The 22660-nt window shown below is 51.3% G+C and carries 19 protein-coding genes; 4 read left to right on the forward strand and 15 right to left on the reverse strand.

Annotated features, from left to right (window positions below):
• Positions 1-120: 120 nt before the first annotated feature.
• Entirely contained in the window at positions 121-2676 is a 2556-nt protein-coding gene (locus H3L98_RS08720) for a TonB-dependent receptor (RefSeq protein WP_246327810.1), read from the forward strand.
• 54 nt (positions 2677-2730) lie between these two features.
• Here the strand turns inward: H3L98_RS08720 and H3L98_RS08725 are convergent, their stop codons facing one another.
• The 7 genes from H3L98_RS08725 to ccoN all read right to left on the reverse strand — a co-directional run bounded on the left by H3L98_RS08725 (position 2731) and on the right by ccoN (position 10849).
• The gene (locus H3L98_RS08725) at positions 2731-3237 is read right to left on the reverse strand and encodes a protein disulfide oxidoreductase (protein ID WP_027021677.1); all 507 of its coding nucleotides are present in this window, start codon (positions 3235-3237) and stop codon (positions 2731-2733) included.
• Positions 3234-5204, reverse strand: coding sequence for a transketolase (gene tkt, locus H3L98_RS08730; RefSeq protein ID WP_027021678.1), 1971 nt, complete (start codon positions 5202-5204; stop codon positions 3234-3236). The genes H3L98_RS08725 and tkt overlap by 4 nt, the downstream gene beginning before the upstream one ends.
• A 164-nt stretch (positions 5205-5368) precedes the next feature.
• A complete protein-coding gene (putP, locus tag H3L98_RS08735; RefSeq protein ID WP_034333110.1) occupies positions 5369-6865 on the reverse strand; it encodes a sodium/proline symporter PutP in 1497 nt (498 codons plus the stop codon).
• A gap of 261 nt (positions 6866-7126) precedes the next feature.
• Positions 7127-8572 carry a cytochrome-c oxidase, cbb3-type subunit III gene (gene ccoP / locus H3L98_RS08740; RefSeq protein ID WP_084481847.1) on the reverse strand — a complete coding sequence of 482 codons (1446 nt, stop codon included), beginning with the start codon at positions 8570-8572 and terminating at the stop codon, positions 7127-7129.
• Positions 8572-8757: a cbb3-type cytochrome oxidase subunit 3 gene (locus H3L98_RS08745; RefSeq protein ID WP_027021680.1), complete on the reverse strand. Its 186-nt coding sequence runs from the start codon at positions 8755-8757 to the stop codon at positions 8572-8574. The genes ccoP and H3L98_RS08745 overlap by 1 nt, the downstream gene beginning before the upstream one ends.
• Before the next feature lie 14 nt (positions 8758-8771).
• Positions 8772-9383, reverse strand: a complete 612-nt coding sequence (ccoO, locus tag H3L98_RS08750; protein WP_027021681.1) for a cytochrome-c oxidase, cbb3-type subunit II — start codon at positions 9381-9383, stop codon at positions 8772-8774.
• Between the two features lie 26 nt (positions 9384-9409).
• Positions 9410-10849, reverse strand: a complete 1440-nt coding sequence (gene ccoN, locus H3L98_RS08755) for a cytochrome-c oxidase, cbb3-type subunit I (protein WP_027021682.1) — start codon at positions 10847-10849, stop codon at positions 9410-9412.
• Between the two features lie 335 nt (positions 10850-11184).
• Here ccoN and H3L98_RS08760 point away from each other — a divergent pair, with 335 nt between their 5' ends.
• From H3L98_RS08760 to H3L98_RS08770, 3 genes are all read left to right on the forward strand, one after another.
• Positions 11185-12951, forward strand: a complete 1767-nt coding sequence (locus tag H3L98_RS08760) for a M61 family metallopeptidase (RefSeq protein ID WP_027021683.1) — start codon at positions 11185-11187, stop codon at positions 12949-12951.
• A gap of 179 nt (positions 12952-13130) precedes the next feature.
• The gene (locus tag H3L98_RS08765) at positions 13131-14138 is read left to right on the forward strand and encodes a hypothetical protein (protein ID WP_027021684.1); all 1008 of its coding nucleotides are present in this window, start codon (positions 13131-13133) and stop codon (positions 14136-14138) included.
• A gap of 24 nt (positions 14139-14162) precedes the next feature.
• Positions 14163-14930: a DUF6585 family protein gene (locus H3L98_RS08770; RefSeq protein ID WP_027021685.1), complete on the forward strand. Its 768-nt coding sequence runs from the start codon at positions 14163-14165 to the stop codon at positions 14928-14930.
• Positions 14931-14982: 52 nt separating this feature from the next.
• Here H3L98_RS08770 and aspS read toward each other — a convergent pair whose 3' ends face one another.
• From aspS to ispZ, 8 genes are all read right to left on the reverse strand, one after another.
• The gene (gene aspS, locus H3L98_RS08775) at positions 14983-16791 is read right to left on the reverse strand and encodes an aspartate--tRNA ligase (RefSeq protein WP_027021686.1); all 1809 of its coding nucleotides are present in this window, start codon (positions 16789-16791) and stop codon (positions 14983-14985) included.
• Between the two features lie 55 nt (positions 16792-16846).
• Entirely contained in the window at positions 16847-18184 is a 1338-nt protein-coding gene (locus tag H3L98_RS08780; protein WP_027021687.1) for a GmrSD restriction endonuclease domain-containing protein, read from the reverse strand.
• A 27-nt stretch (positions 18185-18211) separates the two neighbouring features.
• The gene (locus tag H3L98_RS08785; RefSeq protein WP_027021688.1) at positions 18212-18859 is read right to left on the reverse strand and encodes a DUF502 domain-containing protein; all 648 of its coding nucleotides are present in this window, start codon (positions 18857-18859) and stop codon (positions 18212-18214) included.
• 115 nt (positions 18860-18974) lie between these two features.
• The gene (locus H3L98_RS08790; RefSeq protein ID WP_156932270.1) at positions 18975-20069 is read right to left on the reverse strand and encodes a phospholipase A; all 1095 of its coding nucleotides are present in this window, start codon (positions 20067-20069) and stop codon (positions 18975-18977) included.
• Between the two features lie 364 nt (positions 20070-20433).
• Positions 20434-21315, reverse strand: a complete 882-nt coding sequence (locus tag H3L98_RS08795) for a peptidylprolyl isomerase (RefSeq protein ID WP_051532012.1) — start codon at positions 21313-21315, stop codon at positions 20434-20436.
• Between the two features lie 78 nt (positions 21316-21393).
• On the reverse strand, positions 21394-21678 hold the full coding sequence (locus H3L98_RS08800) for a BolA family protein (protein ID WP_034333114.1): 285 nt from the start codon (positions 21676-21678) through the stop codon (positions 21394-21396).
• Positions 21671-21967: a YciI family protein gene (locus tag H3L98_RS08805; RefSeq protein ID WP_027021692.1), complete on the reverse strand. Its 297-nt coding sequence runs from the start codon at positions 21965-21967 to the stop codon at positions 21671-21673. Before H3L98_RS08805 ends, H3L98_RS08800 begins: the two co-directional genes overlap by 8 nt.
• Positions 21968-21970: 3 nt before the next feature.
• On the reverse strand, positions 21971-22519 hold the full coding sequence (gene ispZ, locus H3L98_RS08810) for a septation protein IspZ (RefSeq protein WP_027021693.1): 549 nt from the start codon (positions 22517-22519) through the stop codon (positions 21971-21973).
• Between the last annotated feature and the right edge of the window lie 141 nt (positions 22520-22660).

A 22660-nucleotide genomic window follows, 5' to 3' on the forward strand; every position in this document is an offset into this window, starting at 1 on the left:
CAATTAAAAACATCAAAATCACACGCCCGCAGTCCCCATCAGGCTGCGGGCGTTTGCTTGCGAAAAAACAGGCTTGCGTTTACAATAATTGTTACATTATAACATTCAAAAAAGATGACGATGATGTTTTCCCGTATGTTGATTTTACCGCTGCTGCTAGGCTTGGGCGCGAACGCAGCTTATGCGGAACAGAACACCAGCCCCGCCAAACCCGCCACAGAAGATAACGAAGGCAAAACCTTGCCCGCCATGCAGGGCGTAGGCAAACGCCGCGACACCGCCCAGCCGTTTTCAGGCAACCGCAAAGCCAGCGATATGGTGATTAGCCAAGAAAAACTGAAAAGCCGTTCTGCCAATTTGGGCGAAGCACTGGCAGGCGAATTGGGGATTCACGGCAATCCCTTTGGCGGTGGCGCGAGTGCGCCCGTGATTCGCGGACAAGAAGGCGTGCGCGTGAAAATTTTGCAAGGCGGTTCGGATGTGGTGGATATGTCTGCCCTTTCGCCCGACCACGCTGTGGCTGCCGACACCCTGTTGGCGCAACAGGTGGAAGTGTTGCGCGGTACGTCTACTTTAGCGTATGCCGCCGCGTCGCCCGCAGGCGTGATTAACATTACCGACAAACGCATTCCCGACCGCTTGCCCGCCAAAGGTTGGGAAGCGGAAACAGGCGTGCGTTTTGACACCGCTGCCAAAGAAAAAGCCCTTACCGCAGGCGCAACTTTCGGCATTGGCAAACACTTTGCCGTGCGCGCCGAAGGTTTGGAGCGCAAATCAGACGATTACCGCGTTCCGGGTATCAATTTGGGCGAAACCCTGAAATACGTTCCCGATACCTACAACCGTTCCCATACCGGCACTTTGGGCGTATCGTGGGTCGGGCAAAACGGACATTTGGGCGTATCCTACAGCCACCGCAAAGACCGTTATGGTTTACCTGGACACAACCACATGCTGGATAACTGTAGCGGACACGTTTTTGACGTCACCACCGCTTCTGCCGTCAAACGCAATTACCTGCTGCCCTATCCGCATCTGATTGGCGATGAAGACGTGAATTTGTCGCAACACTTCCACTGCCACACCGAACACAGCAGCAACGCCAAACACAGCCACGACAATGTGTACGGACACAAACACGACCACGGCGAACCGGGACCGTGGATTGATATGCGTGTGCGCCGTTACGATGTGCGCGGCGAATGGCGTACCCAACTGCCCTTTTTGGAAAAAATCCGTTTGACCAGCGCCTACACCGATTATTACCACGATGAAAAAAATGACGGTAAAGTCTATATCAGCCCCGATGACCCCGAAGGCTGGCGCGAACGCAAGCTGAAAGATGCCGCTGCCCGCAAAGGCAAACCCGATATTATTTTGAAAAATAAAGGTTTGAATACCCGTTTGGAATTCTTCCACCGCTTTGGCAGCGTATGGAACGGCATGGCGGGCGTGCAATATCAAACCCAACGCAGCAGCGCACGCCGCGTGATGCCGCCGATGATTGGCGGCGAACGCTACATCAACGAGCGCAACCCCTTGGTGGACAACACCAACAAACAATTAAGCCTATTTGCCTTGCAACAATACCGCCGTGGCAACTGGTTGGCAGAAGGTGGCGTGCGTTGGGAGAAACAGCGTATTCCCATTCGTTACGACCACGACCTGTTGGCGCAATACGTTAAACCTGGCACCCAACAGCCCGATTTAAAACCCTATTCGCAAAAAGCCCTGTCGTATTCGGGCAGCTTATTGTGGGATTTCAAACCAGGATACCGCCTGTCGCTGACCGCATCGCACAACGAACGCCTGCCCACACCGATGGAGCTGTATTACCACGGCAAACATTTGGCGACCAACTCGTTTGAATATGGTAACAAAGACCTGAAAAAAGAACGTTCCAACAACTACGAAATCGGCTTGCGCTATTTCGGCGACAAATGGGACTACAAACTGAGCGTGTACCACAACCGCTTTAAAAACTATATTTACAACGAAAACCTGTACCGCAGCGGCAATCTGTTTATCCGCCGCAATACGCAGGCGCAAGGGCGTTTTCACGGCGTGGAAGGCGAAGTAAGCTACCGCTTCAAACCCACCCACCAAGTTACCCTGTTTGGCGATATGGTGCGCGGACGCTTGTTCGGACTGTCGCCCGTTTACGGCGATAAAATCTACCGCGAATACGAATGCGTAGATGAAGACGGTTTGGAAGACACCTGCTTTGAAGTGGTGGGACGTGAAAAAATTGAGCGCCCCGACCGCCACGCGCCACGCGTTCCGCCCACACGTTTGGGCTTGCGCCTGAACAGCCAATGGGGTGATAACTGGACGGCTTCATTAGAATATGCGCGTGTGTGGGCGCAAAACCGCACCGCCGTGTCGCAGTTCCCCCGAGAACGTGATGATGAAGACGACGAAGATGAAGATGAAGGCAATCCGAAACCGCGCCAACAAAAACTGTATGCCGAACCTGTGTTGGAAGACCCAACCAGCGGTTATCATTTGTTGAACGCAGGCATTGCCTACCGCAAACGCATCGGCAAAGCGGATTACCGCGTGTCTTTAGACGCATTTAACTTACTGAACAAAAAGGTTTATATCCACAATTCGCATCTGCCTTATGTTCCGCGCCCCGGACGGAATTTTGTATTTGGCGTGAATGTGTCGTTCTAACATCAGAATCTTTAAAAAAACAAAAGGCTTGGTCAAAAACCAAGCCTTTTTTGATTATTTAGACATCAGCGATACCGCTGCCCAACGCGCTTTCAAACCCCAATAGCTTGCCATGCCTGAGGTGCTGTGGCGCACTTTGCCGCCGCGCACAAACACAATAGTGGGCGTGGCACGGATTTTCCAGCGGCGCGACCATTCGCCGTGTGAGTCGTTTAGCGTGGCAAAATGCCAGTTGTGCTCGCGCAAATAACGCTGTACTTCGGCATCGCTGCCCGATTGCAGGGCAATCCCCACCACTTTTACGCCGTCTTGGTGCAGTTTTTCCAGCGCGGGTGAAGTGTGGCGGCAGATTCCGCACCATGTCGCCCAAAAATACAGCACCACAGTGTCGTTTTGGCTGGCTTGTGCCAAGGTTTGCGCCGATTCGGGCAAACGCATTTGCGCGGCATCGGCAGGCACTTTGGGACTGCGCCACCAGTCTGCCAATGCCGACACCAGCGCCACAATCAGCAGCAGCTGTGCGCCCTGTTTCAGGCGGAATGCCCAACCTTTACGGTTCACAAAACGGCTTTCACGGCATCTACCACGTTTTCAACAGTAAAGCCGAATTCACGGAACAGCTGCTCGGCAGGCGCAGATTCGCCAAAGCGGTCCAAGCCCACCAATACATCAGCGTATTTATACCAACCGTCTGTTACGCCTGCTTCCACCGCCACACGCGGCAAATCCAAGGGCAATACGCTTTCTTGGTATTCATCGCTTTGGCGGTCAAACACATTGGTGCTGGGCATGGACACCACGTTTACGGCGATGCCTTGTTCTGCCAACTGCGCTTGTGCGTTTAATGCCAGTTCCACTTCCGAACCCGTGGCGATAATCACGGCTTGGGGGTTTTCCACTGCGCTTAACACATAGCCGCCGCGTTCAATATTCGCCAAAGTTTCGGCATCACGCGGCACAAAGGGCAGGTTTTGACGGCTGAACACCAAGCAGCTGGGGTGGTCTGCGGCTTTTACCGCTTGCGCCCACGCAATCAGGCTTTCGGCGGTATCGCACGGACGCCAAACGTCCATATTCGGCATCAGGCGCAAGGTGGCGGTTTGTTCCACAGGCTGATGGGTGGGACCGTCTTCGCCCAAGCCGATGGAATCGTGGGTAAACACAAATACGGGGTTGATTTTCATCAATGCTGCCATGCGCAGGGCATTGCGGGCGTATTCGCTGAACATTAAAAAGGTTGCGCCAAAGGGTTTAACACCACCGTGCAGGGTCATGCCGTTCATAATCGCCGCCATGCCGAATTCGCGCACGCCGTAATGAATATAATTGCCGCCGTGTTCGCGTGTTACGGCGCGGCTGTTTGACCAGTCGGTTAAATTGGACGGGGTCAAATCCGCCGAACCGCCCACCAGTTCGGGCAACACTTGCGCCAAGATTTCAATGCTGTTTTGGCTGGCTTTGCGCGTGGCGATTTTTTCGCCTTTTTCGCAAACGGCTTGCAGGGCAGCCTGAATATGCGCGTCAAAGTTTTCAGGCAGCCTGCCTTCGCTGCGGCGGACAAATTCGGCAGCCAGTTCGGGGAAACGCTGTTGGTATTCGGCAAACAGGACATTCCATTCCGCTTCCAGTTTTGCGCCTGCTTCTTTGGCGTTCCATGCGGCGTAAATGTCTGCGGGAATATGGAAAGGCTCGTGCGCCCAATTCAGCGCGGCGCGGGTGGCGGCGATTTCGTCTGCGCCCAAAGGTGCGCCGTGGGTTTTGTGGCTGCCTTCTTTATTGGCTGCACCTTTGCCAATCAAGGTCTTGCAGCAGATAATGGACGGTTTGCCTGTTTCGGCGCGTGCGGCTTCAATGGCGGCGCGGACGGCTTCGGCATTGTGTCCGTCCACATTCGGCACAACGTGCCAACCATAGCTTTCAAAACGCTGCGGAATATTCTCGGTAAACCAACCGTCTACTTTGCCGTCAATGGAAATATTATTATCATCATACAAAACAATCAGTTTACCCAAACCCAGCGTTCCCGCCAGCGAGCAGGCTTCGTGCGACACGCCTTCCATCAGGCAGCCGTCGCCCAAAAACACATAAGTATGATGGTCCACAATATTCAAACCGTCGCGGTTAAACTCGGCGGCAAGGATTTTTTCCGCCAACGCCATGCCCACGGCATTGGCAATGCCCTGTCCCAGCGGGCCTGTGGTGGTTTCCACGCCGTCGGTGTAGCCGTATTCGGGGTGTCCGGGGGTTTTGCTGTGCAGTTGGCGGAAGTTTTTCAAATCATCGGTAGAAAGGTTGTAACCGCTTAAATGCAGCAGGCTGTACAGCAGCGCGGAAGCGTGTCCGTTGGACAGCACAAAACGGTCGCGGTTGGCAAAACGCGGGTTGGCGGGATTGTGACGCAGAAAACCGCGCCACAGCACGTCTGCCATATCCGCCATGCCCATCGGCGCACCGGGGTGACCCGATTTGGCTTGTTCAACCATGTCCATAGACAAAAAACGCAAGGCGTTTGCGGTGGGGGAAGTCATGGGAAATCCTTTGCAAAAAGTAGGGGAAACGGGCGCGATTATAGCCCAAATCGGTGTGATACCCGCGCTTGCTTTAAGGTTTTATCTGTTTGAAAGTGTTTCAGGCAGCCTGAAAGCGGATTCTCCGTTTCAGACTGCCTGATTTTAGCGGCTATGCCAACGTTTTACACGGCTTTTTTAAATGCTTCATCAGCTTGCTCAAAGCGTTGTTGTACCTCTGCGCTGGGTTCTTTGCCCATCAGCGATACCGCCACAATCGCCAGCAGCGACACGATAAAGCCCGGTACGATTTCATACAGGCTGCTGCCAGTCAGCGGCTTCCATGCCACCACCACCACCGCGCCCGCAATCATGCCCGCCAGCGCACCCGCAGAGGTCATGCGTTTCCACAGCAGCGACAAAATCACCACAGGACCAAACGCTGCGCCAAAACCTGCCCACGCATACGATACCAAGCCCAACACTTTGCTGTCAGGGTCGGCGGCAATCACAATCGCAATCACCGCTACCGCCAACACCATAATCCGTCCCACCCACACCAATTCATTTTGCGGCGCATTCGGGCGCAGAAAACCTTTATAAAAGTCTTCGGTAATCGCGCTGGAACACACCAGCAGTTGGCAAGACAAGGTGGACATTACCGCCGCCAAAATCGCCGACAAAATCACGCCAGCCACCCACGGGTTAAACAGCAAAGTGGTTAAAGCAATAAAAATCCGTTCGGGATTGTCTGCCATCGCAGCTACTTTGTCGGGGTTGTTGCCGAAATAAGCGATGCCGAAATAACCTACCGCCACCGCGCCCGCCAAACACAGCACCATCCAAGTCATGCCGATACGGCGCGCCTGATGCAGCGATTTCACGCTTTCCGCCGCCATAAAACGCGCCAAAATATGCGGTTGCCCGAAATAGCCCAAGCCCCAAGCGGCGGTGGAAATAATGCCGACCAGTGTCGTACCTGCCAACAGGCTGGCGTATTCCTTGCCCGTGCTTTGCGCGGCTGCCTGAAGCGCGGCGGACATTTCGTCTGCGCCGCCCAATGCCAAATACACCATAATCGGCGTTAAAATCAGCGCGAAAATCATCAGTGTTGCCTGAATGGTGTCTGTCCAGCTTACCGCCAAAAAGCCGCCGATAAAGGTGTAGGCAATGGTTGCACCCGCGCCCAGCCACATCGCTTGCGTGTAGCTGATGTCAAACAGGCTTTGGAACAAACGCGCCCCCGCCACTACGCCCGAAGCGCAGTAAATGGTAAAGAAAAACAGGATAATGGCGGCGGAAATCACCTTCATCGCCTGTCCTTTCGCACCAAAGCGGTGGAAAAAATAATCGGGCAACGTCAAAGCGTTATTATTAAACTCGGTATGCACGCGCAAACGCCCCGCCACCAAACGCCAGTTAAAATACGCGCCCACGGTCAAGCCGATGGCAATCCACGCTTCGCTCATGCCCGACAGGTACACCGCACCAGGCAAGCCCATCAGCAGCCAGCCCGACATATCCGATGCCCCCGCCGACATAGCGGTAACAAAGCTGCCAAGGCTGCGTCCGCCCAAAATATAATCGTCAAAATTGCGCGTAGAAAAATACGCTGCCAAACCAATCAGCAACACCGCTATCAGGTAGATGCCGAAGGTAATGTACATGGGGTTGTAACTCATTGTTAAACACCTTTCGTTGATGGTCCCAAAGAGACGTTATTGAATTTTCAGTTTTTACTTATCCATTTAAAATAATTTATTTTTTACACAGGTTAAACCAATGCCAAACAAAACATTTCAAACCAAGCAAAACTCAAGGCATTTAACCGCAACTGCCGATGTTTCGTCAAGATTAGTCAAATGATGTAAAACCATTTGTCGTTTTACCCGCAAAAAAGGCGTTGCCCCAATCGGACAACGCCTGTGTTTTTAAAAGACCAATCAGCCTTCGATTTTCACCTCTACGCGGCGACCTTCGGCATTATTGCCTTTCGCACCGGTGGTGTTTTCAGGTTTGCGCAATTCAATGTTTTCGATTTTCACGCCCTGTTGCACCAAAAACGCTTGCACGGCTTGGGCGCGGCGTTTGGACAAACGCTCGTTGGCAGCAGCATTACCCGTGCTGTCGGCAAAACCGCTAATCACCAATTTCTTACCCGCTTTAGCAGCTTTTACCGCTTCGGCAGCCACTTTTACCGCTTCAGGCGCAACATCGCTTCTGGCAGTAGCAAAGTAAAACTTCAACACGCCGTTTTCCAACTTCACTTCGGCTTTGTCGGCAGCAGGTGCAGACGCTTCAACAGCTTGCTCAATCACCGCGGAAGCAGCGGGCGCGGAAGCCACAACAGGCGAAGCCGCCACAGGCGCAGAAGCAACCGATGCTGCCGCTTGGGGTTTGTCCGCTGCTGCTTTATCGGCGGCAGGCACTTTACCGCCTACGGCATTTTGCGTATCGGTGGGCAAACCTTTACCGTCAGGATGGGATTTACCCCATACATAGGCAGTCAGCATGTGGATTTTTTCTTTGCTCAAGAAACCACCCCATGCAGGCATTTGGTTATGACGACCACCGGTAATGGTTTCAATAATGGCTTTTTCGCTACCGCCCCACAACCACACATCATCGGTCAGGTTCGGTGCCATATTTTGCTTACCGCCGCCGTCTTCACCGTGGCACACCGCGCAGTTTGCCGCAAACACTTCCTTACCGCGCAAAGCACGGTCTTCATTATGCTCTTTACCCGACAGCGACATCACATAGTTTGCCGCATCTTTAACGCGCTCTTCGCCCAACTTCGGACCCCAAGGCTGCATCACGCCCACACGTCCTTTTTCGATACTTTCACGAATATGCTCGGCAGTACCGCCATACAGCCAGTCGGTATCGGTTAAGTTCGGGAAACCGCGCGAACCTTGCGCGTCCGAGCCGTGGCACTGAATACAGTAAGTATTAAACAGGTTTTGACCGATTTTCATCGCATCGGCATCTTTTGCCACCTGCTCAACAGGCATGCCCGCGTATTTGGCATACAGCGGTGCCACTTCCTGTTCGGCAGCTTTCATTTCCTGTTCGTATTGGTTTTTGCTGCTCCAATGTCCTTCGGCGAACTTCCAGCCGCGGTAGTCGCCCAAGCCCGGATAGGCAAACAAATAGGCAATACCAAACAAAATGGTACAGATAAACATCCAAAACCACCAGCGCGGCAAGCCATTGTTGTATTCCTCAATACCGTCCCAAGCATGACCGGTGGTTTTGACTTCTTCGCCTTTTTTCAAAGGCTTCACCTTGTCTTGCGACAGCAATACCCAAATAACGAAGATAAACGACGCCACGACAATGGCAACAATATACCAATGCCAGAAGCTGCTCGTGAATTGTGATTCCATTATTTTGCTCCGTTGTTATGGTGGGATTCGGCAGGCGCATCAGGCGTATCGGGGTCGTCCACAATACTGCGTGCCGCATCTTGATAACCGTCTTTATTGCGCTTGCTCAACACGATGTACAACACCAATGCAAAACACACAAACACCCATACGGTAAACAACGTCCGTGCCGAATTCAAATCCATAATTTATTTACCTTTTATCTCTTATCTTTCAATGCCAGACCCAAGCCTTGCAAATACGCCACCACCGCGTCCAATTCGGACTTGTCCTGCAGCATTTCAGGGGCTTTTGCCAATTCTTCGTCAGAATACGGCACACCCACCGCACGCAAAGCCTTCATGTGACGCACCACTTGGTCGGGGTTTACCTTATTACGCGCCAGCCACGGGAAAGCGGGCATATTGGATTCGGGTACGACATCGCGCGGGTTAATCAGGTGGATGCGGTGCCATTCGTCCGAATAACGTCCGCCCACACGCGCCAAATCAGGACCGGTGCGCTTGGAACCCCATTGGAAAGGGTGGTCGTACACCGATTCGCCCGCCACGGAATAGTGACCGTAACGCTCGGTTTCGGCACGGAACGGACGAATCATTTGCGAATGGCAGTTGTAACAGCCTTCACGCACATACACATCGCGTCCCGCCACTTGCAAGGCATTGTAAGGTTTCAGTCCTTTGACGGGGGTGGTGACTTCTTTGCTGAAAAACAGCGGCACCACCTCAATCAACAAACCGACACTGATTACCATCAGCACAAACGCAATCAGAAAACCGACTTTTTCTTCAACCAATGCTTGTAATTTCATTTGATTTGCCTACTCTTTCTGTTGCTTTAGTGGTGTTGGGCGGGCGAAAGTGCGGGGATTTCCGCATCAACGGGTTTGCCTGCCGCAATGGTACGGTACACGTTGTATGCCATGATAAACATACCTGCCAAGTAGAACACACCACCTGCCACACGAATGGCATAGTAGGGCATAGATGCGCTTACAGAAGCCACAAAAGAATGGGTCAGCGTGCCGTCAGGGTTCAGTTCACGCCACATCAAACCTTGGGTAACACCCGAAATCCACATGGCGGTGATATACAACACCACGCCGATGGTGGCAATCCAAAAGTGCAGGTCAATCAGTTTGACGCTGTACATTTCTTGACGACCGAACAGACGCGGTACTAAATAGTAAATAGAACCAATGGTCACAAAACCCACCCAGCCCAATGCGCCGGAGTGAACGTGTCCTACCGTCCAATCGGTATAGTGGCTCAAGGCGTTGATGTATTTGATGGACATCATCGGACCTTCAAAGGTGGACATACCGTAGAAAGACAGCGATACCACCAAGAATTTCAAAATCGGGTCGGTACGCAGTTTGCTCCATGCACCCGATAAGGTCATGATGCCGTTAATCATGCCGCCCCAAGACGGTGCAAACAGAATCAGCGACAACACCATGCCCAGCGATTGTGTCCAGTCGGGCAAAGCGGTGTAGTGCAAGTGGTGCGGACCTGCCCACATATAGGTAAAAATCAATGCCCAAAAGTGTACTACCGACAAACGGTAAGAATACACGGGACGACCTGCCTGTTTCGGGACGAAGTAGTACATCATGCCCAAGAAAGCGGCAGTCAAGAAGAAGCCCACGGCATTGTGTCCGTACCACCATTGCACCATGGCATCAATTGCGCCAGAGTACACGGAATAGGATTTCATCGGACCGGCGGGAATGGCAAGGCTGTTCACAATGTGCAGCAGGGCAACCGCCAAGATAAACGCGCCGTAAAACCAGTTTGCCACATAAATGTGCTTGATTTTACGGGTGGCAATCGTACCGAAAAACACAATGGCGTAAGCCACCCAAACCAAGGTAATCAGAATGTCAATCGGCCATTCCAGTTCGGCGTATTCCTTGCCCGAAGTGTAGCCCAAAGGCAGGGTAATCACCGCCAGCAGAATCACCAGCTGCCAACCCCAGAAGGTAATGGCGGGCAAGTGCCATTTTTCGCCGAACAAGCGCACATTACAGGTTCGTTGCACCACATAATACGAGGTGGCGAACAAACCGCAGCCGCCAAAGGCAAAAATCACTGCGTTGGTGTGCAGTGGACGAATACGCCCGAAGTGAAACCACTCGCCCACTCCCGACAGGTTTAGTTCGGGCCAGCGCAGTTGTGCGGCGGCAATCACACCCACCAGCATGCCCACGATGCCCCAAACTACTGTCATGATGGCGAACTGACGCACCACTTTGTAGTTATAAGTTTGCGTTTCCATGAACAATCTCCATTAACATGGCAATTAAAATCTCTTTATTCCGGTTTTGCCCGCACGCGCACAAGCACACACGGCCGGTTTTTCTGTCCGACAACCTTTGCGTTAAAACACGCAAAGATAAACCAACAGCCATTTTAAAACAAAACCCCCTTTCCTACCAATACAAATAATGGTAAAACGCCGCCTTTGCCCGCATTGTTGCGCGTAAACACGCGACTTTGGCGGGGCAGAGCGAAAATTTCCGCACGCTTTTTGACAGAAGTCAAAATTTCCCGCCGCAACAAATCTTAACACTCTGCCCCGCCGCAACGGTGCAAAACATTCAAGGAATCCCCATGCTTCACTATACCGTTATCCCCGACACCCTCGCCCGCCAATGGCACGTTACCCTGTCGTTTGAACACAGCGCCGACACTCCGCAAACGCTGAAACTGGCAAACTGGACCCCCGGCAGCTATATGATTCGCGACTTTTCCCGCCACATTACCGCCATCGCCGCCACCTGCAACCACAATCCCGTTTTGCTGACCCAAACCGCCAAAAACGAATGGCAGATTCCTGCCCGCAGCGGCAATTGGCAAATCAGCTACAGCGTGTATGCCAACGACTTATCCGTACGCGCCTCGCTGCTGGACACCCAACGCGGTTTTATTGACGGCGCGTGCCTGTTTTTATACCTGCCCGAGCGCACCGAAGAAAGCCACAGCATACAATTTCAAGGTTTGCCTGCCGAATGGCGCATTCACACTGCCATGACCAGCAATGGCGAACACAGCTTTACCGCGTCCGATTACGCCGAATTGATTGACCACCCCTTTGAAATGGGTGCGAATAACGATGTGTTACTGTTTGACGTGAGCGGGATTGAACACCGCATTGTGATTAGCGGACACCGTCCCACTTACGACCCCGACCGCCTGATTGCCGATGCCCGCAAAATCTGCGAAGCCGCACACAATCTTTTCCCCCAGCCTGCCCCGTTTGACGAATATGTGTTTCTGTTGCACGTTGGCGAGCATATTTACGGCGGTTTGGAACACCGCAGCAGCACCGCCCTGCACATTGACCGTCGCGCCCTACCTTCCCGCCGCGCCGACCAATCGCCTGCCTATACCGAACTTTTAGGCTTGATTTCGCACGAATACTTCCATTCATGGCACGTCAAATCCATCAAACCCGCCGCCTTTATCCCCTACCGTTTGGACCACGAAACCTACACCGAACAACTGTGGATTTTTGAAGGCATCACCTCTTATTACGATGATTTATTGCTGGCACGCAGCGGCGTGATTTCCCCCGAACACTATCTCAAGTTGTTGGCACAAACCATCACCCGCGTATGGCGCACGCCGGGGCGCAAACGGCAAACCCTCGCCCAATCCGCCTTTTGCGCGTGGCACAAATATTACAAACAAGACGAAAACAGCCCCAACGCCATCACCAGCTATTACCAGCAGGGCGCACTCACTGCCTTGTGCTTGGATTTACTGATACGCGCCCGCAGCCCCTACAGCCTTGACCATGTAATGCAACACCTGTATCAAAACTGGCTCGACAACGGCAAAGGTTTGGCAGACGGCGATTTTGAAGCCTGTGTTCAAGAAGTAACGGGTTTGGATTTGCGCGAATTTTTCGCCACTGCCCTGCACAGCACTGACGATTTGCCCGTAGCCGCCTGTTTGCAACAAGCAGGCGTGGAAATGCGCCTGTATCCCTTGGCACGTCAGCACACAGGCGCATGGGTGGCAGAATTCCCCGACAACAACGAACCCGATACCGATTTGGGTTGCCGTTTCCGTCAGGAAGCCCAACACGCGCTGTTAAGCCATGTGTTTAACGGTGGCGCAGCCGAATCCGCAGGACTCAAACCAGACGACCGCATCATCGCCGTAGATGGTTTTGCCTGCACCGATTTCACCGCACAGGCGCAAACCGAAGCAGGCGAACAGCACATTGTGCATTTTTTCCGCCACGGCGTGCTGCACCAAACCGAATTAACCGTACAAAACGCCGCGCCTGAAACCGCCTTGCTGAAAATCAACGATGCCCAAGCCCTGCAAACATGGTTAAGCGGAACAAACGACCCAAGGGAAAACCCATAATCGTTCCCCGAAACGGCGGATGCCCAAGCACAAAGCGCACAGGTGTTGCCAATCCGCCGCACCACCCGCCACAGCGCTGCACGCATTGGCGCGATTTCGGTTAGAATGCGCGTTTTCCGCATTCACGAAAGCCCTTTATTTATGTTGTACGCCCACCCGTCCGCCACCACGGAGCAGCCATGAGCGCCCTTATCGCCCTATTGTTGCCCTTGGCAGCACTGGCATTGGAACTGTATCTGCACCACAGCGGCAGACTAAACGGTAAACCGCTGTTGTGGAGTTTGCCCGTGTGGTGGCTGCTGCCGTTTGTAGCAGGTGCGGCGTGGTGGGTGTACGACACAGACGCAGGCACGGGCTTTTTTGCTGCCTATCTGTTTGCACGGGCATGGTTTTTGTTTTACGCATTCTACTTAAACGACATCACTGCCCGTTTCAATCCACCTACTGCGCTGCAAAAACGTTTGTTAAACTGCGCCTTAATGCTGTTGTCGCTGCTGCCCGTACTGTTAGCAGGAATATTGGCTGGGGTAAACGCATTGGCTGCGCCGCTGTTGCCCCTGTTGCTTGCGCTTGCAGCGGCTTATACGGCATGGCGTTTGCTGGGTAAGGACGCACAGCCGCAACATCATCATGCCTATGCCCTGCTCAACCGCTGGTTCGCCATTTGGCCCCAGCCCAGCGGACAACATTTTTGGTTGTCGCCCAAAGCATTGCGCCGCGCCCAACGCGATTACCCCGATGTTGCCCTACACGCTGCCAAGCGCCCCTTATTGAAGAAAAACGCACCTGCTGCCACTTCACTTGCCATGTGTTTGGCAGCGGCGGTGTGGATTGGTGCGGTGTTGATGTTGCAAGCCCTGCCTGCGGTATGGGCATTGGCAGGTAGTGCCGCGCCTGCCTGTTGCGCCCTGTGGTGCGCCCTATTGGGAACCCGCAGCCTGTGCGCCACACCCACTGTGCGCCTCATATTGGAAGCCCATCGCGCACCTTTACAAAAATCCTTAATTATCCTGTTGTTTTTCAGCTCGTTTGCCTTATTATTGGGCTTGAGCGGCTATTGGCTGGCGCACGGACAACAAGTAGATGTACGCGCAGGATTGGCGGTGGTACTGTTGGTATTGGCAACAGGCATCGGATATTCACTGTACCTGCTGCGTCGTCCCCACGCCCTACCCCCGCAAAGCTGACCTTTTTTTCTGTTTTGTTGCATCATGACACACCCCGAAGCCCCCCTTGGCGAATTCCGTTTCAGCACGGGCAAATCCCATCTGCGCTTAAGCGGTTGGACGCTGCTGATTCTCGCCCCCATCGCCCTGTTTTTACTTGCTGCGCGTGGCAATATCGACAACCTTACTGGCAACCAAATCGCCATCGGTATTTTTCTGCTGGTGGTAATTGCCGCCATGTTGCTTAATTTCCTGTTTACCCGTATTGATGTTTACAGCAACGCATTGGTACAGAAACGTTTTTTCAGCAAACATGCTTTTTACTTCAGCCCCTATATGCGCCTGTATATTGCCCGCTGGCGTTATGGCTTGCTCAACCTGACCATCGGCAAACACACCGCCATCACGCTGGACGACGGCTACCACTACCACCTACCCCCCGCTTTCCGCCAAAACGAAAAAATCATCAATGTGATTGAAAGCTATTTGTTCAGCCATTCCATGCACATGCTCAACCAAACCTACGATACCGATGAAACCCTGAATTTTGGCGCGATACAACTCAACCGCCGCCATATCGTGGCAAACGACACCGTGATTGCCCGCGACGACATTGCCAAAATCAGCGTTAATCAAGGCAAACTCAAAATCTACACCAAAAACAAAAAAGGCAACGCCCGTATCCGTTCCAGCGCCACCGTACATCTCGACAAAATCGCCAATTTCCGTCTGCTCTGCCGCTTTATCGGCTTAAACGAATTTGCCGAACCCAAATATTTTTACCGCATCAAACGGATTTTGTGGTTTATCTAAACCAAAACGGCTGTCCGAAAAGAACAACCGTTTTTCATATCACATCAAAATCTTATGCTTCTTTATTTTCTGTTGCTTTCTGACGCAGGCGCAAACTCAATTCACGCAACTGCTTATCGTCCACCGCATTCGGTGCATTGGTCAGCAGGCATTGGGCGCGTTGGGTTTTCGGGAAGGCAATCACATCGCGGATGGATTCCGCACCCGCCATCAGTGTCACCAAACGGTCCAAACCAAACGCCAAACCGCCGTGCGGGGGCGCACCGTATTTCAGGTTATCCAGCAGGAAGCCGAATTTTTCCTGTTGCTCTTCAGGGCTGATGTTCAACGCGGCAAACACTTTTTCCTGAATATCGGCGCGGTGGATACGCACTGAACCGCCACCGATTTCCCAACCGTTCAACACCATATCATAGGCACGCGCCAAGCATTGTTCGGGGCTAGTCGCCATCAAATCTTCATGCCCCGCTTTCGGCGAAGTGAACGGGTGGTGCATTGCTGCATAGCGTTGATTTTCCTCATCGTATTCAAACATCGGAAAATCCACCACCCACAAGGGCTTCCATTCATCTACAAAATAACCGTCCGCCGCGCCGTGTTCATGCCCGATTTTCACGCGCAACGCGCCAATGGCTTCATTGACAATTTTGGCTTTGTCCGCACCAAAGAAAATCAAATCGCCGTTTTGTGCGCCCGTGCGCTCAATAATGGTTTTCAGGCAGCTCTCGGACAGGAATTTTACAATCGGCGACTGCAAACCGCTTTCTTCGCCGTTGCTCAAATTGGACACATCGTTTACTTTGATGTACGCCAAACCTTTCGCGCCGTAAATGCCGACAAATTTAGTATATTCATCAATGTCTTTACGGCTCAGTTTCGCGCCGTTTGGCACACGCAATGCCACCACGCGCCCGTCTTGCATATCGGCTGCGCCACGGAAAACCTTAAATTCTTCCGTTTTCATCACATCGGTCAGCTCGGTAAACTTCAGCGACACGCGCATATCGGGCTTGTCCGAACCGTAATAGAACATGGCTTCGCTAAACGGCATACGCGGGAAATCGCCCAAATCCACACCCAAAGCATCTTTAAACACTTGTTTTGCCATGCCTTCGGTAATGCTCATGATTTCGTCTTCGTTCAGGAAAGACGTTTCCAAGTCAATCTGGGTAAATTCGGGCTGGCGGTCGGCGCGCAAATCTTCATCGCGGAAACATTTGGTAATCTGATAATAACGGTCAAAACCCGCTACCATCAGCAGCTGTTTAAACAACTGCGGCGACTGCGGCAGCGCGAAAAATTCACCTGGATGCACACGGCTGGGAACCAAATAATCGCGCGCACCTTCGGGGGTGGAACGGGTCAGCACGGGGGTTTCAATATCAATAAAACCCTGCTCGTCCAAATAACGGCGCACGCCCATCGCCACTTGATAACGCAAGCGCAGGTTTTGCTGCATTTGTGGGCGGCGCAGGTCAATCACGCGGTGGGTCAAACGCACGTTTTCGCTGATGTTTTCTTCATCAATCGGAAACGGCGGTGTGGCGGCGGTGTTCAGCACTTCAATTTCTTTGCCCAAAATCTCGATTTTGCCTGAAACCATTTTCGGGTTTTCCGTGCCTTCGGGGCGGCGGCGCACACGTCCGGTAATGCTCAACACATATTCGCTGCGCGAAGCGTCTGCCGTGGCAAAGGCTTCGGGGGTATCGGGGTCAATCACCACCTGCACCGTGCCTTCGCGGTCGCGCAGGTCAATGAAAATCACTCCACCGTGGTCGCGGCGGCGGTGTACCCAGCCTTTGACGGTAACGGTTTGGTCTAAATATTGCTCGCTGATTAAGCCGCAGTAGTTGGTACGCATAGTTTTTAATTTCCTTACTAATCAATTGGTAAATATTTTTCAGGCTACCTGAAACCTAATCTTTCCGTGAACGGCTATTGTTACAGAAACGGTGCGCCAAACGTGCATTTTCGGGAACAGTTTTACCACCGCGCCAGTATTGCTCAATATGGTCTAACGCAGCATCATCTACACTCAAAATCTGATTCCCACAAATACTGCAAGTCGGATTGCTGTCCCACATTTGCTTTTTCAACTGAAAGGAAAATGTGCGCGGTTCATCGGTTTCATTCATCAAAATCGCATCTAATGCATCATTCCATTTTCGAAAGCGCAATTTAACGTGTTTTTCCGAACTGGTAGAAGCCGTAATCGCCTGATTAAATTCACTATCGCTAACCATTAAATCAATCAGCGCCTCACGGATTGCATCGGCATGACGCATCAGCGAATTTTTCTTACGGCGGGCAAACGAATTCAAAACAATATCATACAATGAAGCATTAAATCTTTTACTTTCCCAACGCCCGTTTTGCTGCGTTTGCGATTCGCCTGCATAATAACGCTTAAATGCGTGGTCGCCAAAAATACTTTTTGCCATTTGGCAAGCATTTTTAAAGGCAGTTTCTATTTCCTGCAACTCATTTTCAGACAGATTACGTCCTTCTCTAGCCATCTGATTCATAAAATTTTTCATGGAAGGTTTGTATTTTTCAGTGGTGAAATAATAAAAGGCACAAAAACGCAACACCCATTCACAATCTTCCATGCGTATTCTAGGCTCATCAAAGCCCATCAATTCCTTAAATTCTTTATATTGCGACAATTTTTTCAGTAATTCATTCAGTTCGCCACGATAAATACAATTTCTTAATTCTTGGTCGTTTAACTGTACCGAACCAGTATTTAAACGTTCAAAAATTTCAAATTTCAAATCCGAATCGGATTCTTTCTTAAAAATAACGGAAGGAACCGTATAATTTTCAATTTTTTCCTGTTGTTCAGCACTCAATTCTTTAAATGTTTTTCCATTTAATTCCGCCAGCACATTCAAACCCGTTAATTTAAATTCACGCTTATCAGGAAATACGCCTGACATAAAGGAGAAAAAAGACATTAAACGCTGTTGCCCGTCAATCACACACTTGGTATCGTTATCTTCTTCCGCAAAATAAACAATGGGTAATGGCACACCTAACAAAGCAGACTCAATCAGGCGGCTGGCTTTTTTAACGTCCCAAACATAATCACGCTGAAAATCAGGTTGTAATTTCAATCTTCCCTTACTGGATTGTCTTGCCAACTCAAAAATGGAAGAATCGATTTTGTCGGTAAAAATTTTTCTACCAATAAATTGTGTTTGCTCATCATCTGTCAATTCTGGCGTTTCATCAAAATCATACTTTTCCATCATTTAATCCTTTTTAAAATTTTTCAAAACCTAGCTTTGCTTAACAGGCAACGCTTCAGGCATCACCATCCCCAATGAAATAATATATTTCAAAGCATCGTCCACGCTCATATCCAGCTCGCGGATGTCGTGGCGGCGCACCATAATATAGTAACCGCCCGTAGGATTGGGCGTGGTCGGCACATACACGGAAACATATTCATCTTGTTCGGGCAACGCATTGGCTACTGCTTGCGGCAGGTTGCCCGAAATAAAGGCAATCGTCCAAATATCGGGCTGCGGAAACGGTACCAACACGGGCGTTTTAAACGAACGGCTGTTGTCCGACAACAAGGATTCGGATACTTTTTTTACACTGGAATAAATGGATTTCACCACGGGAATGCGCCCCAGCAGCGAATCCCAGCCTTCCAAAATTTTTCGCCCCAATACGTTGGCTGCCAAAATACCGGTAATAAACAGCAGCACCACCGCCACCAGCACACCCATGCCCGGAAAGGTAAAACCGATGTATTTGGCAGGCTGCCACTGGCTGGGAATCAGGGCAATCAGGCGGTCGCCCATGTTTACAATATAGGTAAGCACCCAAATGGTTACGGCGATGGGCAGCCATACCAATACACCGGTAATCAAATATCTTTTTACGGCTTTGCCGATGCCGAAACCGTTGTCTGCCATAGTGTCTCTGTGTTTGGTTTACAAATAAAAAACGGAAACGGGCGATTATACCCGTTTCCGCCCGCTTGTGGCGCATTGCGGCAGCACCGCCGCCGCAAAAAGCGCGGATTCGGGTTTAAATCCCATCCCAATCCTGAAACATCAGCCCGATGCCGATGCCTGTCTGTTTGTGGTTGTAGTCGCTCAAGTTTTCGCCATAGCCGTGAAAACCCTGCACATAAGCCTTTAATTTACCTTTAATCGGAAAGGCATAATCCATCTGTACGGCACCGCGACCGCGACGGGTATTGTAACGCACGGTGGACGTTAGACTCTGTTTATCGTTAAAACGGTAGGCAAATTTGATGTCGCCATAGCCCATATAACGTCCGATATCGGGGTTGTCGTCCTGTTGGTCTTTTTTATCAATACGCAGCCACCAGCGCGGTATTACGCTGAGTTTGCCCCATTCCATACCTGCCATCAGATACGCACGGTTCCATGAACGCGACAGGGGACGGCTTTGCCCGTTAGACTGATGGACGATGCCCGCACCCAACATCCGCAGCTTTCCACCCCAAGGCAAACGCGATTTTACCGGCTGGGTCAGGAAAAACTCGGGCATATAATCGGTGTTGCGGAACGGCGCGGATTTGCGCCCCTGATTGAAAATCTGCCAGTTGGATTGCTGGGTATAACCAAACCACAAATCGGCGCGGGTTTTAAACAAATCTTCCATTATCTTGGTTTTGAACGAAATCTGCATTTTGGTTTCCAAGCGTTTCTGCTGGGCTTGGATTTCGTTGTTCACCGTGCCGCGGGTGGGGGAATACGGACGGTAATTGGGGCTGCTGTTGTACCACGCGGGCAGGATATAAGTGGGCTGGTGCTCGCGTATGGTCAGCAGTCCTTCGGCGCTGTTGGCATCCAAATCATACAAATCGCTCAAAGGCGTGTATGCGGGCATCACTTTTTCTGCCAACACAATTTGCGGGCTGCGGCTTTCTTTGCTGGCGATATAGCTTTGTTCCAAATCCAAAGGGGTTTTGTGCAGGTTTTCCACAGACGGGGTGGCGGCAAGGATTTCAGGACTGCTGACGGCTGCCGTTTCGCTATCGGCAAACAGGCGGTCAAAACACGCCAAGCGTTTGTTACGGTCAGACAAGGAAGTGCAGCTTTGCACATCGGCAGGAAGCACACCTTTTTTATCGGGTGTTTGCGCCTGCGCCATCTGCTGCCAAGCCACCAGCAGCGACACCGGCAAAAGTAAAGCACGGGGTTTGCTCATGATAAAACACTCCAATTAACAGATTGGTTTAGGGCTTGTCCCTAGTAAACAAAACATCACTCTGCCTGAATCTTAACCGATACGGGCACACCGGCAAACAAACAAACCGTACAACAGCGGCAACTGTTGTACGGAATACCAAATGCCGTATTAGGGCGTGTCCCTATCTACTTATGCGACAGTATTTTTGGCACAAATCCGTGTCTGCCGCGTTAAAAATCCTTGCAAGGTGTCCACAACCTTGCGCGGATTTTTACTCAAAAAACCGCTCAACAAAGCAAATAGGGACACGCCCTAACCCGCAGGTTTATTTGGCAGGCACGATTTTGGCTTTTTGTCCCAAAGCATCTACCGCCGCATCCCAATGGATTTGATGCAGGTTTTGTTCGATTTCGGGTTTGAGTGCCTCAAACGCGGGCAATTGCACTTTGCGTTTGTCGTTCACATACAAAATCAAACCGATATTGCCTTCTTGCAGCGGCGATGGGGTGTACTGTCCCTTACCTAAGCCCGATACTGCCTGATACACGGTCGGATTTTGTTCTTTCAGGTTTTTCAAAGGCATGTATTCGGGGTCAATACCGCCTGTTTGTTTGGCATCGGCACGCAGGCTGTATTTTACCGCCACTTCAGAAAACTTTTTCTTGGCTTTCAGTTCTTTTAAAGCGGCGCGTGCCTGCTCCGCCTTATCGGTTACAATCAAACCCAGCTGTACTTCTTCGCTGTTGCGGTAATAATCGGCAATGCGCTGGTATTGTTGGCGCAATTCGGCATCGCTAATGGGATTTTTACGCGCAATATCCAAAGCATAAGCCCGCATCAATAAATGATTGCGGTAATCTGCCCAATTTTGCTGAAAGTTTTTGTCTTTGTCCAAGCCTTCGGCTTTGAGGGCTTTAAGGGCTTCGGATTCCATTTTTTGATAATCGCTGCCCTTGTCCAGTTTTAACCGTTTGGCTTCTTGCGTAACCAGCGTTTCAATAATCAGCTCGCGGGTGATTTCGTTGCGCAGTTCGGGTCCGTCCTGAATCTGACCGTTGCTGTTGGCTTGGAAAATTCGGGCGCGGCGTTCAACGTCTTTGCTGTCCACAGGCGTGCCGTTTACCGTTACCACCGTTTGGGCGGAAAGGGCGGCAGACACCAGCAAAAGAGCCGTTGCCGCTGCCTTTTGGTACAAACGCATTTTCATGTTCAACCTTTCTTTCAATTCATTAAGATAATTAGTTCATTTAAGATAATTAGGAACAAATTTTGACAAAACACGGCATTATAAACCAAAAAACTCGGCAGGCGTTTTTGCCGTCAGCGACAGCGCGTGAATGCGCCCTTGTGCAAACGCTTCCTGCAAACGCTGCTGCACCATGCGCTGCCGCGCCAGCCGCGATACGCCTTCAAAATGTGTACTGACCACAGTCAGCGCGTAATGTCCGCCGCCACGGTTGCCCGCGTGTCCGATGTGCAGGTGGCTGTCGTCGCGGAATTCAAACACTTCGGGCGACAAATCTGCCAAGCACTGCGCCATTTCGCGTTCCATGTGTTCGGCTTCATTCATCAGGAAACACTTTCACATAAGGGCGAATCATCACTTCGGCATACACGCCCGCATCTACATAAGGGTCGTTTTGAATCCATGCTTCGGCGGCGTCCAAATCATCAAAATCGGCGATAATCAAACTGCCCGATACCGTACCGTCTTGGCTGTCGGGCATGGGCGTGGGACCTGCGGTAAACAGGCGGTTTTGCGCCTGCAATTCGCGCAAACGCGCCAAATGGGCTTCACGCGCTTGGGCGCGGGCTTCGCCGCTGTTATCATTATCGGTGGCAAGAAAAACGTACAACATTGTTTATTTGTCCTGTGTTTTGGGCAGATGGCGCATAATGTACACGCCCTGCGCGATGGAAAAAACCAGCGTAATCGGCAGGTAAACGTAAAATTTAAAATCTACCCAAAACGCTTCGCGCTCTGGGGTAAACGGATAGGCAATCGCCAAATTGACCACGCCCATCACAAAGAAAAATCCCGCCCACGCATACGATAGGCGTGTCCATACGTTTTCGGGCAAGCTTAATTCGCTGCCCATCAGCATTTTTAAGCCGTTTTTGCCCATAAACTGACACACCAACACGGCAATGGCGCTAATCCAGCAGATAACGGTGGTTTTGAGCATAATATAGACGGAATCTTTCAATAAAATGGTGGCGCCGCCAAATACCACCACCACAATCAGGCTCACCCACTGCATGGCACTTAAAGTTTTGGTTTTCCACCATGTGTAGGCAGCTTGTGCCAAGCCGATAACCACGGCAACGGCAGTCGCTGCCACCATGTCTTTGGTTAGGGAATAGGTAATAAAAAACAAAAATAATGCTAAAAAGTCGCTGAGTGCTTTCACAAATCTTCCTTGAACTGAAAATTATTTTACGGATAAACGGCAGCCGCTGCCGCACACGCTTTAGCACGGCATCATAGCAGTGTTTGGGGTTTTGTTACAGTCTGTCTGTTTTGTTGGCAATTGGTTACACACTGTTTTGCA

Origin of the sequence: Conchiformibius steedae, assembly GCF_014054725.1 — a bacterium.
In the GTDB taxonomy this organism is placed as follows: domain Bacteria; phylum Pseudomonadota; class Gammaproteobacteria; order Burkholderiales; family Neisseriaceae; genus Conchiformibius; species Conchiformibius steedae.

What these genes read in the sequence shown, in the direction of transcription:
- H3L98_RS08720 (WP_246327810.1), top strand. Translation starts at nt 121, where the DNA reads ATGATGTTTTCCCGTATGTTGATTTTACCGCTGCTGCTAGGCTTGGGC.
- tkt (WP_027021678.1), bottom strand. Translation starts at nt 5,204, where the DNA reads ATGACTTCCCCCACCGCAAACGCCTTGCGTTTTTTGTCTATGGACATG.
- putP (WP_034333110.1), bottom strand. Translation starts at nt 6,865, where the DNA reads ATGAGTTACAACCCCATGTACATTACCTTCGGCATCTACCTGATAGCG.
- ccoP (WP_084481847.1), bottom strand. Translation starts at nt 8,572, where the DNA reads ATGGAATCACAATTCACGAGCAGCTTCTGGCATTGGTATATTGTTGCC.
- H3L98_RS08745 (WP_027021680.1), bottom strand. Translation starts at nt 8,757, where the DNA reads ATGGATTTGAATTCGGCACGGACGTTGTTTACCGTATGGGTGTTTGTG.
- ccoO (WP_027021681.1), bottom strand. Translation starts at nt 9,383, where the DNA reads ATGAAATTACAAGCATTGGTTGAAGAAAAAGTCGGTTTTCTGATTGCG.
- ccoN (WP_027021682.1), bottom strand. Translation starts at nt 10,849, where the DNA reads ATGGAAACGCAAACTTATAACTACAAAGTGGTGCGTCAGTTCGCCATC.
- H3L98_RS08760 (WP_027021683.1), top strand. Translation starts at nt 11,185, where the DNA reads ATGCTTCACTATACCGTTATCCCCGACACCCTCGCCCGCCAATGGCAC.
- H3L98_RS08765 (WP_027021684.1), top strand. Translation starts at nt 13,131, where the DNA reads ATGAGCGCCCTTATCGCCCTATTGTTGCCCTTGGCAGCACTGGCATTG.
- H3L98_RS08770 (WP_027021685.1), top strand. Translation starts at nt 14,163, where the DNA reads ATGACACACCCCGAAGCCCCCCTTGGCGAATTCCGTTTCAGCACGGGC.
- aspS (WP_027021686.1), bottom strand. Translation starts at nt 16,791, where the DNA reads ATGCGTACCAACTACTGCGGCTTAATCAGCGAGCAATATTTAGACCAA.
- H3L98_RS08780 (WP_027021687.1), bottom strand. Translation starts at nt 18,184, where the DNA reads ATGATGGAAAAGTATGATTTTGATGAAACGCCAGAATTGACAGATGAT.
- H3L98_RS08785 (WP_027021688.1), bottom strand. Translation starts at nt 18,859, where the DNA reads ATGGCAGACAACGGTTTCGGCATCGGCAAAGCCGTAAAAAGATATTTG.
- H3L98_RS08790 (WP_156932270.1), bottom strand. Translation starts at nt 20,069, where the DNA reads ATGGCGCAGGCGCAAACACCCGATAAAAAAGGTGTGCTTCCTGCCGAT.
- H3L98_RS08795 (WP_051532012.1), bottom strand. Translation starts at nt 21,315, where the DNA reads ATGAAAATGCGTTTGTACCAAAAGGCAGCGGCAACGGCTCTTTTGCTG.
- H3L98_RS08800 (WP_034333114.1), bottom strand. Translation starts at nt 21,678, where the DNA reads ATGAATGAAGCCGAACACATGGAACGCGAAATGGCGCAGTGCTTGGCA.
- H3L98_RS08805 (WP_027021692.1), bottom strand. Translation starts at nt 21,967, where the DNA reads ATGTTGTACGTTTTTCTTGCCACCGATAATGATAACAGCGGCGAAGCC.